This is a genomic window from Marixanthomonas spongiae (genome assembly GCF_003095375.1).
GTDB lineage: Bacteria > Bacteroidota > Bacteroidia > Flavobacteriales > Flavobacteriaceae > Marixanthomonas > Marixanthomonas spongiae.
The window spans coordinates 144,284-156,632 of record NZ_QEHR01000003.1 but is presented as its reverse complement, the minus strand read 5'-3'; the positions used below and the strand labels follow the sequence as shown (position 1 = coordinate 156,632).

11 protein-coding genes are annotated in these 12,349 nt (G+C 40.7%); 8 read left to right on the top strand and 3 right to left on the bottom strand.

Going from position 1 to position 12,349, the window contains the following annotated elements; translation table 11 throughout:
* Positions 1 to 188 precede the first annotated feature (188 nt).
* The 4 genes from pfkA to pgi are packed head-to-tail and all read left to right on the top strand — an operon-like array spanning position 189 to position 4,639.
* Positions 189 to 1,175 (top strand): 6-phosphofructokinase, encoded by a 987-nt coding sequence (pfkA, locus tag DDV96_RS05415; protein WP_116693929.1) that lies wholly within the window; start codon positions 189 to 191, stop codon positions 1,173 to 1,175.
* A 46-nt stretch (positions 1,176 to 1,221) separates the two neighbouring features.
* Positions 1,222 to 2,217: a type I glyceraldehyde-3-phosphate dehydrogenase gene (gene gap / locus DDV96_RS05410; RefSeq protein ID WP_116693738.1), complete on the top strand. Its 996-nt coding sequence runs from the start codon at positions 1,222 to 1,224 to the stop codon at positions 2,215 to 2,217.
* A gap of 2 nt (positions 2,218 to 2,219) precedes the next feature.
* Positions 2,220 to 3,071, top strand: a complete 852-nt coding sequence (locus DDV96_RS05405; protein WP_116693737.1) for a BadF/BadG/BcrA/BcrD ATPase family protein — start codon at positions 2,220 to 2,222, stop codon at positions 3,069 to 3,071.
* Positions 3,072 to 3,073: 2 nt separating this feature from the next.
* Positions 3,074 to 4,639, top strand: coding sequence for a glucose-6-phosphate isomerase (gene pgi, locus DDV96_RS05400; RefSeq protein ID WP_116693736.1), 1,566 nt, complete (start codon positions 3,074 to 3,076; stop codon positions 4,637 to 4,639).
* Positions 4,640 to 4,820: 181 nt separating this feature from the next.
* Here pgi and rlmH read toward each other — a convergent pair whose 3' ends face one another.
* The 3 genes from rlmH to DDV96_RS05385 all read right to left on the bottom strand — a co-directional run bounded on the left by rlmH (position 4,821) and on the right by DDV96_RS05385 (position 7,145).
* Positions 4,821 to 5,294: a 23S rRNA (pseudouridine(1915)-N(3))-methyltransferase RlmH gene (gene rlmH, locus DDV96_RS05395; protein WP_116693735.1), complete on the bottom strand. Its 474-nt coding sequence runs from the start codon at positions 5,292 to 5,294 to the stop codon at positions 4,821 to 4,823.
* 142 nt (positions 5,295 to 5,436) lie between these two features.
* Positions 5,437 to 6,546 (bottom strand): adenylate/guanylate cyclase domain-containing protein, encoded by a 1,110-nt coding sequence (locus DDV96_RS05390; RefSeq protein ID WP_116693734.1) that lies wholly within the window; start codon positions 6,544 to 6,546, stop codon positions 5,437 to 5,439.
* The gene (locus DDV96_RS05385; RefSeq protein ID WP_116693733.1) at positions 6,546 to 7,145 is read right to left on the bottom strand and encodes a YdeI/OmpD-associated family protein; all 600 of its coding nucleotides are present in this window, start codon (positions 7,143 to 7,145) and stop codon (positions 6,546 to 6,548) included. The genes DDV96_RS05390 and DDV96_RS05385 overlap by 1 nt, the downstream gene beginning before the upstream one ends.
* Before the next feature lie 189 nt (positions 7,146 to 7,334).
* On the opposite strand from DDV96_RS05385, the gene DDV96_RS05380 reads away from it, so the two are divergent.
* From DDV96_RS05380 to DDV96_RS05365, 4 genes are all read left to right on the top strand, one after another.
* Positions 7,335 to 9,503, top strand: a complete 2,169-nt coding sequence (locus tag DDV96_RS05380) for a TonB-dependent receptor (RefSeq protein WP_394340101.1) — start codon at positions 7,335 to 7,337, stop codon at positions 9,501 to 9,503.
* A 330-nt stretch (positions 9,504 to 9,833) separates the two neighbouring features.
* On the top strand, positions 9,834 to 10,247 hold the full coding sequence (locus DDV96_RS05375) for a DUF2141 domain-containing protein (RefSeq protein WP_116693732.1): 414 nt from the start codon (positions 9,834 to 9,836) through the stop codon (positions 10,245 to 10,247).
* Positions 10,248 to 10,383: 136 nt separating this feature from the next.
* Positions 10,384 to 11,010, top strand: a complete 627-nt coding sequence (locus tag DDV96_RS05370) for a hypothetical protein (protein ID WP_116693731.1) — start codon at positions 10,384 to 10,386, stop codon at positions 11,008 to 11,010.
* Positions 11,010 to 12,341, top strand: a complete 1,332-nt coding sequence (locus tag DDV96_RS05365) for a 2TM domain-containing protein (RefSeq protein WP_116693730.1) — start codon at positions 11,010 to 11,012, stop codon at positions 12,339 to 12,341. Before DDV96_RS05370 ends, DDV96_RS05365 begins: the two co-directional genes overlap by 1 nt.
* The last annotated feature ends 8 nt before the right edge of the window (positions 12,342 to 12,349 follow it).

The following is a 12,349-nucleotide window of genomic DNA, read 5'->3' as shown; positions in this document are numbered from 1 at the left end:
ATCTTAATTTTTTATCCCCACAAAAAATTAAAATACAATTACATATTCACTAATACACTGTCAAAGATATTACTTGTTGTAGCTTTATACCATACGTGCATACACGTATTTTTTTGACAGCTTATTTTTCCGGTCAAAAGGGCTTAGGGCTATTGTTTAAATGGCATTATTCACGTAGTTTTACCAAAATGAGCCAGAATATACAAAAAATAGCAGTACTCACCAGTGGGGGCGATTCCCCAGGCATGAACGCAGCCATTAGGGCGGTAGTACGTTCCTGTGCATTTCACAAGATAAAATGCATCGGCGTCTTCAGGGGATTTGAAGGATTGATTGAAGGCGATTTCAAAACATTGGGTCCCCGTACTGTTAAGAACATGATCAATAGGGGCGGCACATTCTTGAAATCTGCGCGGTCCAAAGCTTTTAAAACCAAGGAAGGCAGGGAGAAAGCCTACCAACAGCTGCAAAAAGAACAAATCGATGCCATGGTGGTCATTGGGGGAGACGGCAGTTTTACCGGTGCTTCGATTTTTATTGAAGAATTCAACTTTCCCATTGTTGGTCTTCCAGGAACAATAGACAATGATATTTACGGTACCGATGTTACCATTGGCTACGATACGGCTTTAAACACCGTCGTGGAAGCCATCGATAAAATACGCGATACTGCAAACTCGCACAACCGCCTCTTTTTGGTGGAAGTCATGGGCAGGAATGCCGGTAGTATTGCTCTTAATGCCGGTATAGGAGCTGGAGCCGAAGAAATATTGATCCCCGAAGAAAATTTAGGCCGCGACCGGTTGATAGATTCCCTTAAACGAAGCAAAAAAGCTGGTAAGACATCCAGTATCATCGTTGTTTCTGAAGGCGATCAAATAGGAAAAAACATTTTTAAACTGGCCGATTATATTGAAGAAAACCTCAACGAATACGAAGTTCGGGTCACGGTCTTGGGCCACATTCAGCGCGGTGGGGCACCTAGTTGTTACGATCGGGTGCTGGCAAGCAGGTTGGGCGTAAGTGCCGTAGATTCCCTTTTAGACGGCAAGAGCAACATCATGATCGGTATTTCGCATAACCAAATTACCACGGTGCCCTTTTCCGAAGCCATTAAAAACAGCAACGAACTCGATCTGGAATTGGTGCGCGTGGCAGACATCGTTTCCACATAACTTTAGTATCTTGTTGGAAAAGAATTTAAAAAAAGAAAAATACAATATGACAAAAATTGGAATAAACGGTTTTGGACGCATAGGAAGAATAGCCTTTAGAATTGCTTCCCAACGGGACGATATAGAAATAGTAGCGGTAAACGACTTAGTCGATATAAACCACTTGGCGTATTTGCTCGAATTCGATTCAGTTCACGGCAGGTTCCCTGGCACTGTTTCCGTAGAAAACGAGAATCTAATCGTCAATGGAAAGACCATACGGGTTACTTCAGAAAAAAATCCGGAAGATCTGAAATGGGACGCCGTTGGTGCCGAATTAGTGATCGATAGTACCGGCGTTTTCAAAGAAAAAGACAAAGCTGAAGCACATCTTAAAGGTGGCGCCAAAAAAGTGATCATTTCAGCACCTTCAAAATCGGTTCCCATGTTTGTCTTGGGCGTAAACCATACCGATGTTAAACCCGAAGACACCATTGTTTCTAACGCTTCGTGTACCACAAACTGTTTAGCGCCGATGGCCAAATTGATAAACGACAAACTGGGGATTGTAGAAGGGTTGATGACCACCGTACATTCCGTAACTGCTTCACAGTTTACGGTAGATCAGCCTTCAAAAAAGAACTACCGCGTGGGTAGAAATGCCTTGCGAAATATTATCCCCACAACTACTGGGGCAGCCGTTGCCGTAACCAAAGTAATTCCCGAATTAAAAGGAAAACTCACCGGAATGGCATTTAGGGTGCCCACGGCTGATGTTTCGGTAGTGGATCTAACGGTACGGACCCAAAAAAGCGCTAGTTACGATGAGGTAAAAGCCTTGTTTAAAGAAGCTTCAGAAAACGAGTATAAAGGCGTAATTGGCTACACCGAGAAGGCGGTGGTATCGCAAGACTTTGTGAGCGACCCAAGAACCTCTATTTTTGATGCCGAAGCCGGGATGGCCTTAAACGAGAACTTTTTCAAGTTGGTGGCGTGGTATGATAACGAATATGCTTATTCGGCCAAGTTGATCGAATTGACCGCCCACATTGCAACACTGTAAGTATGGTTTTAATAGCTGACGGCGGTTCAACAAAATGCGACTGGATTCTTTTAAACAAGTCTGGCGATGTTATTGATAAAACCCGTACCGCTGGGTTAAATCCTACTGTTGTGCCGCAAGCCGGAATGGTTCAAAAAATTGAGGAAAATGAAACCTTGCAGGCTATTTTCAAAAAAGCGGAAACCGTTGACTTTTACGGTGCCGGTTGTGGTACAAAAACCCCAAGATTGCTGTTGCAAGAAGTGCTGGAAAAGCTGTTTGTAAACGCAAAAGTGACCGTAAAAGAAGATTTGGCTGCCGCTGTTTATGCTGCAACCACAAACCCGGGGATTGTCGCCATTTTGGGCACCGGCAGCAATTGCTGTTATTTTGATGGACATGAAATACACACCGAAGCACCAGCATTGGGATATGCCTTGATGGACGATGCCAGCGGAAATTACTACGGAAAACAATTATTGCGCGATTATTATTACAAAAAAATGCCCCCAAAAGTGGCTTCGGAATTTGAAGAAAAATACGATTTGGATCCCGATACCGTAAAGGTCAACTTGTATAAAAAACCAAACCCCACCGCATATTTAGGCTCTTTTTCCGAATTTCTCTTTCTTTGCAAGCACGATGAAGCCTATTTCAATACATTAATTAAAACCGGAGTTGCCTTATTTATAAAAAACCAGGTGCTCATTTATAAAGAAGCCCAGCAAGTTCCTATACATTTTGTGGGTTCTATTGCCTTTTTCACCAAAAAATTAATCAGCGACTGTTTAAAAGAACATGGATTACAGCCCGGAAATTTTGTAAAACGGCCCATTGATGGTTTGATCGCTTATTATAAAAAAGAGAAGTTGTAAAAATGAGTTTACCCAAAATAAACCCTACGCAAACAAAGGCCTGGAAAGCCTTGCAGCAGCATTTTTCAGAAATGGAAAACAAGAAAATGCAAGATTTGTTTGCTGAAGATGCCACGCGTTCCAAAAAATTCGCAATTGAATGGAACGATTTTTTTATCGATTATTCCAAAAACCGGATGACCGATACCACAAAAAGATTGTTGATCGACTTGGCAAAGGAAGTTAAGTTAGAAGAAGCAATATCAGCTCAGTTTAAAGGAATAAAAATAAACGAAACCGAAGATAGGGCCGTGCTGCATACGGCCTTGCGTGATTTCAGTGATATGCGACCCGAAGTGAGCGATACGCTTCAAAAAATGAAGGTTTTTTCAGAAGCTGTTATTTCGGGAGCTTGGAAAGGCTGTACGGGAAAACCCATCACCGATGTGGTGAACATAGGTGTGGGTGGAAGCGATTTAGGCCCTAAAATGGTTACCGAAGCCTTGCAGTACTACAAAAACCATTTAAATGTTCATTTTATCTCGAATGTCGATGGCGACCATGTTTCAGAAAGTATTCAAGACTTGAATCCTGAAACCACGTTGTTTATCGTGGTTTCAAAAAGTTTTACCACGCTTGAAACCTTGACCAATGCCAATACCGTTCGTAATTGGTTTTTGAAACAACATTCAGCACAGGATATTGAAAACCATTTTGTAGCGGTTTCCACCAATAAAGAAGCGGTTTTTGATTTTGGTATTGCTTCAAAAAATATCTTTCCTATGTGGGATTGGGTCGGTGGGCGGTTTTCATTGTGGAGCGCCGTGGGACTTTCTATATGTTGTGCCGTAGGGTATGACAATTTTGAAGCACTGTTGAAAGGTGCCCACGAAATGGACACGCATTTTCAAACTTCAGCTTTCGGTGAAAACATACCCGTAATCCTTGCCATGCTCTCTATTTGGTATGCCAATTTTTTTGAAGCGGAGAGTGAAGCGGTCATTCCGTACTCTGAATATTTGAGCAAGTTGGTCACCTATTTACAACAAGGAGTGATGGAAAGCAATGGCAAAGGCACAGACCGAAATGGCAATAAGGTAAATTATACTACGGGGACCATTGTTTGGGGCGATACGGGTACCAATGCGCAACACGCCTTTTTTCAGTTACTTCATCAAGGAAAACGATTAATTCCGGTTGATTTTATTGCTTTTGCGAAATCGTTGCACGGAAAAAAAGAACATCATAAAAAACTTATTTCAAACTGTTTTGCACAGTCTGAATCCTTGTTGCAAGGCACCTATGGAAAGGAAATTGAAAACCCATACAAACAATTTGAAGGCAACAAACCATCCAACACAATTCTCATTGAAAAATTGACTCCGCACAACTTAGGAAGTTTATTGGCACTGTACGAACACAAGTTGTTTGTGCAAGGCGTGGTCTGGAACATTTTCAGTTACGATCAATGGGGCGTGGAACTGGGGAAAACCGTTGCCAAAAATGTAATGGAGGCAATTAGAACTAAGGATTGCTCATTAATTACAAATCAATCTACTGAAAATTTATTGTCTAAAATTTCAAAATAGTTTTTATTGATTTTCCGTATAATAACATAAACTGGACTTAGGACTGAATGACATATGATATTGAACAAAATATCTATATTAGTAATTTCCATTTTATAGCAAACAAAATGTCTTACGTTGCAGCTCGTTTCATCGTATGTCATATTTAACAATCAGGTGTGTTTAAGTACAAAGTATAATTTTATCTATGGTGATAGGGCTCGTTACGAAGAATGGTAAAGCCTCTATACAATTGCTCAATAAAAAATACACGCACCATTTGGTGTGAAAACGTCATTTTTGATAATGAAAGTTTTCCGTTCGCCCGTTCATAAATTTCATCGCTAAAGCCGTAAGGGCCACCAATTACAAACACGAGGTTTTTGAGCCCGCTGTTCATTTTTTTCTGAAGGAATTGCGAAAATCCAACCGACCTGAACTGTTTTCCGTTTTCATCCAAAAGAAACAATACATCCGAATGTTGCAATCGTTTTAATATTTCCTGTCCTTCGGCTTGTTTTTGTAAAGCTTCAGAAAGATTCTTAGCTTTTTTAACATCCGGAATGATTTCAAAAAAGAAAGGCACGTAGTGGTTTAACCGTTTTGAATATGTGGCTATTAGCGTTTGCAGGTTTTTATCGTCGGTTTTTCCTATGGCCAAGAGGGTTATTTTCATATAATGATATATAGTTTTCGATTAAGGTTAACCGTGATCTACTATTTTAACGGCAATCAATTTTATAATTTTCAAGGCTCATAGCTCACACCTGCCCGCCGGAGGCAGGTCTCACATCTCAAGTCTCTTACGTCTCCAATGATCATCCTTTTTTATAGGTTACCAGACCAATTTCTTCGGCTTTGCCACGTAATTGCTCTTTGCCCATATCTATTTTTTTCACACCTTTGGGCAGTTTGTACGCGATGTTTGCAAATTCTTTTGAAGCCAATATCTTCACATCCAGTTCATTGCAAATGGACTGTATCCGGGCCGTGGTATTCAATACATCGCCCGAAAAAGCAATGTCGCGTTTAATTTGCCCAATTTCGCCCACCATAACGGGGCCAAAATGGTACCCAACCTTAAATTCGGGCACAATGCCGTATTTTCGTAAATACTTGTGCGATTTCCGGTTAATGATGCGCCTCATGGAGAAATAGCATTGTATGGCGTTGCCTCCCCGTAAGCCTTGTTTCATTTTCCAAGAGACCACCACCTCGTCGCCCACGTATTGATACACTTCGCCGCGGGTTTGCACAATGGCCGGAGCAATATGCCTGAAAAAATCTTTCAGGAAGTTAAAATATTTCTCTTCGCCCAAAGTTTCGGCAATACCGGTGGCGTTTTTAATATCGGCAAACATAAAAATGCGCCGCTCGTGCTTGGGATGAAAATAACGACCCATCAAATAATCGGGGAACACCCCGGGGCCGTACTTATCGTTCACGATCAAAACGATTAAGGTGCCAATGACGATAAACAGCCAAACAATAAAGTTTTTAAGGAACAGCCATGTGCTGAAAAACAACTGCGTGGCCATAAGAACATCGGAATGGTAAAAGGGCAACCCTAACTTTTCGCTGTTAAAGTACAATGCGCCAATGGTGCTGATAACCAAAGCCCCCACAATGTAAGTGCCTATAATGTAAATCAGGGCTTTCCAAAATGCATGCCTTCTAAGCCATTGCTCCATAAGGTTAATGGTAAACAGGCCACCAATTAACCCAGCAGTGATGCCAACGATTAAATTTGCGGTAAAGGAAGACTCAAAATCAAAAGCCGAACTTAAAATGCCTTCGCTTTTTAAGGTAAAATATTCATAGAAAAACAAAAGGTTAGAAATGAACACCCAAGCAACGAGTATCCAAAATGCCCGTTTTGCGTAAAACCAAAATCGGCGGGAGTTGTATTGGGTAATCCTAAAGTTCATTAGCAGTTTTTGTATTTGTCGTGCAGCCCCTTGCCTTGTTTGATCATGGGAGTGATTTTTTCAAGTCTTTTCTGTTTGGTGGCGTCCCGTTTGGCTTCGGCAATGTGGTTGGCATATTCCCGTTGCTTGCCAGGCGTGAGTTTTTCGAAGGCCTCAGCAAGCTTTTTGTCCTCGTTAAAAGTTTCTTTTAAAAGCGGGGGGATGGCAACGTCTTTTTTATGGCGTTTTGGTTTTAATTCTTTGCCGGCTTTGCTGTTTTCAATGGCTTCGTGTATGTATTTTAAAATTAAATCGGGTTCAATGGGGTCACCTTTCTCAAAACGCCACTGCCGTAGCGCCTTAGTAACGCCTTTTTGTGCATTTACCAGCCTGTTTTCTTCGTCTTTTAAAAACACGCCTTGATGAAACCAGATGGCATAATGGTTTTTAAACCCTGCCAATCCTGCGACCAGCTTTCCGTTAAGGGTATAGGTTGGAGCACCCCATTTAACTTCCTCGGTAAGTGCTGTTTTTTGAAAAAGACTTCGGAGTTTTGATAGTTCATCCTGCCATTTTTCGTGTTTTTCAATGTATTGGCCTACTTTTTCTGAAGTGTCCATAGCGTTTAAAAGGTTATTGGTTGTTTTTCTGAAATCGAAGATACTATTTTTCCGTAGCTATTTTTCTAAAGAAACATTAAAATTGAACATCATACAATTCAGCATACAGATTATACAGTTGGGTTTCTTTTTTTCTGAAATAGCGTAAAATCATCCCATTTTTGAAGCGTATTATTAAACCAGCTACCTATGAAACTTCAACATACTATGAATTTAAAATTCGCGTTTCTATTTTTCTTCCTTTCCGTTTCGGCAATCTGCCAGACCGAAATATCGGGTGTGGTCACCCAAAAAAACGGAACGCCCATCTCCGGTGCCAATGTTTATTTGGAAGGCACCTATGATGGAACCACTACCGATGATAATGGACGCTTTACGTTCACCACTTCCGAAACCGGCGAACAAACCTTGGTGGTTTCATTTGTATCTTTTGAACCATTCAGCATGACCAAAAACGTAGGCGACATGCAACAACTGATCGTAAGGCTTCGGGAAGATGTGAGCGCGTTGGACACCGTGATTATTTCGGCAGGGACTTTTGAAGCAGGCGATAACAGCAAGGTTTCAGTTTTAAAACCGTTGGATGTGGTTACAACCGCAAGTGCCTTGGGAGATTTTGTAGGAGCATTACAAACGTTACCGGGAACCACAACTGTTTCTGAAGACGGAAGATTGTTCGTGCGTGGGGGTGATGCGGGCGAAACCCAAATTTTTATCGACGGTATCCGTGTATTCGAACCTTACACGCCCAGCACCAATAACATCCCTACGCGTGGCCGGTACAGTCCATTTTTGTTTGATGGCATTACCTTTTCCACCGGTGGGTATTCGGCTGAATACGGACAGGCACTATCTTCTGTTTTGCTGTTGAATACCATAGATTTTCCCGATCAAGAAAAAACTGAAATTTCAGTAATGAGCTTAGGTGGAGGAGTTGGAAACACCCAAATTTGGGGTAATAACTCGTTGAGCGTTAATGCAAACTATATCAACTTGGCACCTTATAATGAACTGTTCCCGGACCGAAATGATTGGCAGAAACCTTTTGAAACCATAGCGGGCGAATCGGTGTACCGTCATAAATTTGAAGACGGGCTCTTAAAAATTTATGGAGCGTTTGATGCGACCAACTTTCAGCTAACGCAAGAAGATATAAATGTACCAAAAGGGGTTAATTTTAAACTGAACAATCAAAACTTTTACACCAATACCAGTTATTCCGGTAGGTTGGACAACAAATGGCGGTTGGAGGCCGGAGGGAGCTTTACGCTTTCAAAAACTGAAATCAATGTCATAGAAGATGCTATTGAAGACACTGAAAAGTCAGCTCATTTAAAATTAAAACTGCGGAAAAATTTCAGCAACCGATTTAAAATGAGCTATGGCGTAGAGCAGTTTTTAACCGATTTTAACGAAGACTTCAAAAATGAAACTCTTAATGTTGAATATGGTTTTAACAATAATATTTCCGCAGCTTTCACCGAAGCCGATGTTATTTTCTCTAAAAAATTTGCCATAAAACTGGGGTTGCGGGGCGAATATAGCCAGCTATTTGATGCGTTTATCGTTTCCCCAAGGATTTCCTTAGCTTATAAAGTGAGTAAAAATAGCCAACTTTCTTTAGCGTATGGCGATTTTTATCAGCAGCCACTTAATGAGTATTTAAAATTTCAGGAGGATTTGGAAGCCCAGAAAGCGCAACACTACATCTTAAATTACCAATACAGTGCCAACAATCGTATTTTCAGGGCAGAGCTGTACCGAAAAGAATATGACAATTTAGTTACCTATGCTTCAGAACTTCCCTCGTTTGACACTGATTTTAATACGAATGGCAACGGTTTTGCGCAGGGATTCGATCTTTTCTTGAGAGATAATGAAAGTTTAAAGAACATGGATTATTGGGTAAGCTATTCATACTTGGATACCGAACGGAAATACAAAAACTACCCTACCGCTGCCACGCCCAATTTTGCAAACTCACACAATCTTTCGGTAGTGGGGAAATACTGGTTGGAGGACTGGAAAAGCCAAGTTGGGTTTAGCTATCAGTATGGCAGTGGCCGAACGTATACCAATGCAAACGTGCCCGGATTTCTTCAAAACAAGACCAAAGCGTACAACAGCATAAGTTTAAATTGGGCCTATTTGCTGTCGCAACAAAAAATACTGTATTTTTCGGTAAACAATGTGTTGGGTTTTAAAAACGTGAATGGCTATCAATATGCCAATACCCCCACTGCGAACGGCGATTTTGCAAGAAGAACATTACGTCCGGCAGCAGATCAATTTTTCTTTGTAGGCTTTTTCTGGACCATTAGTGATGACGGGGAGGATAATCAGTTGGATAATTTGTAGAAGCTGGGTGACAGATGAGGGATGTTGCGTCTCGATACAATTTTGTTTGCCCTTACAGGTCAAACAAAATCACTCGACGACCAGGTTACAGATAAAACGAAAGTGTTTTTAAGGGTGTTTGAGTGAATTTGTGAGCCCGAGAGGGATCACGAATTTGTATCGAAAACAAATCACAAATCGTACTTCGTACCTCGTAAATCGTAAATCACAAATCGTACTTCGTGCCTCGTTTCTACGTTTCAATCCAAAAAACTTACAGTTCAGTACATCAAATTTTATAAACCCTTTATCTTAAAGGATATTTGAATTATAATTTAAAACCAAAATAGTATGCAAACCATAATCACAACCGTAGTGCTCGTTTTATCTTCATTCGTATTGCAAGCCCAAAACACAATAAAAGTTAAGATGCTCGATTTTGACAATGACAAAGGGCATGTACTCGTAGGTCTGTATGATACCCAAGAGCACTTTTTAGACAAAGCGTTTATGTCTCGTAAAGCTACAATCGAAAACAATACAGCTACCGTAACCTTTACCAATGTACCCGATGGCGTGTATGCCGTATCCTGCTTTCATGATGAAGACGATAATGAAAAGCTCAATATGTTTATGGGCATGATGCCGACCGAAGATTACGGCACCTCGAAAAATGCCCCTGCCAATTTCGGTCCGCCAAAATGGAAAGATGCCAAATTTGAAGTGAAAAACGGGGAAACAAAAATTTTTAATATCAAATTATAATTTTAAAACCAAGAAATTATGTTAGGCATTTTACTATCAAAACACAAAAAGCTAAAAACCTTAAAAACACTATTGGCAGTGAGTCTGCTTTTAATAATAGGTGGAATATTGTTACTAATTAATTAAAAAGATAAAGATGAAAAAATTACTCATGATTTCCGTGTTGTTTATTTCGGCACTCGGTTTCAGTCAAACAAAATACGAAACTGGTATGCAAAAAGCCTTCGAGCTTTGGCAAGCCAACAAACCTTGGGAAGCCGCCAATCTCTTTGAGCGTATCGCCCAAGCCGAACCCGACAAGTGGTTGCCGCCCTATTATGTGGCGCAGATAAACGTGATCAAAAGTTTTGGCGAGAAAGACAAAGCAAAGTTAACGGCTCAATTAAAAAAAGCCCAAGAATATATCAATTGGGCCAAGACAAATTCAAAAGAAAACCCTGAAATCCTAATCTTAGAGGCCCAATGGTACACCGTTTGGATTGTTTTCGATGGCCAACAATACGGAATGAAATATTCGGCAAAAGTGCAAAAGTTGTATCAAGAAGCGTTGCAATTGGCACCAAACAATCCTCGTGTTATCTTAAGTAAAGCAGAGTGGGATATTGGCGGTGCTGCTTATTTTAACCAACCCTTAGATCCATATTGTAAAGATATTAAACGTGCCATAGAACTTTTTGCTACCTTTAAACCGGAAGGCAAATTTTACCCAAGTTATGGTAAAGAACGTGCCGAAAAATTAATTAAAGAAAACTGTAACCAATAATGATCCGATTTTTCAAAGAACTGGGCAAGGCATTTTTTGTAGGCTTCCTCATATTTATCGTGTTGGGGCTTATACAATATGCTACGGGCAACACTGTAGATTCTGGGAAAGAACTGTTGGTGTGGTTTCTTTACAACCAGTTCTACTCGGTTACTTTGTACCTGGTCAATGCGTATGTGATCATTTATTTTCTTGACAAATATAAAGGCACTTTATATTCCCGAAGTATGCTTTGGCGAGCCGTGTTAACGAATATCCTGGTCACTATGGCAACGCTTTTTGTAATTCATTTTATCATCAGCGTGGTGATAAGCGGGGAAACCGTAGCAGTATTTTTGGCGGCACAGAATTTTCAGTTTTATAAAATATCGTTCATTATTTCCTTGGTGGTTTTGGCCATTTTCTATGGTTTCTTTTATTACAAACACACCCAAGAGAAAAAAGTAAAAGAGCAGAAAATAATCGCCGGGGCGGCATCGGCACAGTTTGATGCCTTGAAAAACCAGTTGGACCCTCATTTTCTGTTCAATAGCCTGAATGTCTTGACCAGCTTAATAGAAGAAAACCCAGAAGCTGCCACACGGTTCACCACCTCGCTTTCAAAGGTTTATCGATATGTTTTAGAGCAGAAAAACAAACAATTGGTAACCATTGAGGAAGAACTGAAATTTGCCCAGCTTTATATGTCATTGTTGAAAATGCGATTTGAAGAAAGCATTATTTTCAGCGTGCCGGAAACGTTAAGCAACCCAGAAGCGAAGGTCGTACCATTATCGTTGCAATTATTGCTTGAAAATGCGGTGAAGCACAACCAAGTAACCCCTTTGAAAAAACTGCACATTGCCATTACTGAAGATAACGGCAACCTGCGGATAACCAATAATTACCAGCCCAAACAAGTAGTGAAAGAGAGCAGTGGCGTAGGGCTTAAAAACATACGGCAACGCTATCGATTATTGACCAATAGACCGGTGGAAATTCAACAGGACTCCAAACGGTTTAGCATCTCCATTCCGCTGTTAACACAGCAGACAATTACTGTCAGTTCTCAAGAAACCTATATTTCAGAAAAAAAATACGCTCGGGCTAAAGAGCGGGTTCAAAAACTTAAGGGTTTCTACGGAAACCTAACTATGTACCTTGTTTTTATCCCTATTTTCATTTGGTTGAACTTTAAATCGGGCACTAATTTCCCTTGGGCCATTTTCCCCATAGCCGGTTGGGGGATGGGCGTTTTAGCCCACGCAGCCGAGACGTTCAATTACAATCCCTTTTTTGGGAAAGACTGGGAAAAAAAGAAAATAAAGGAATTGATGGAAGAAGAGGATTAATGCATAAC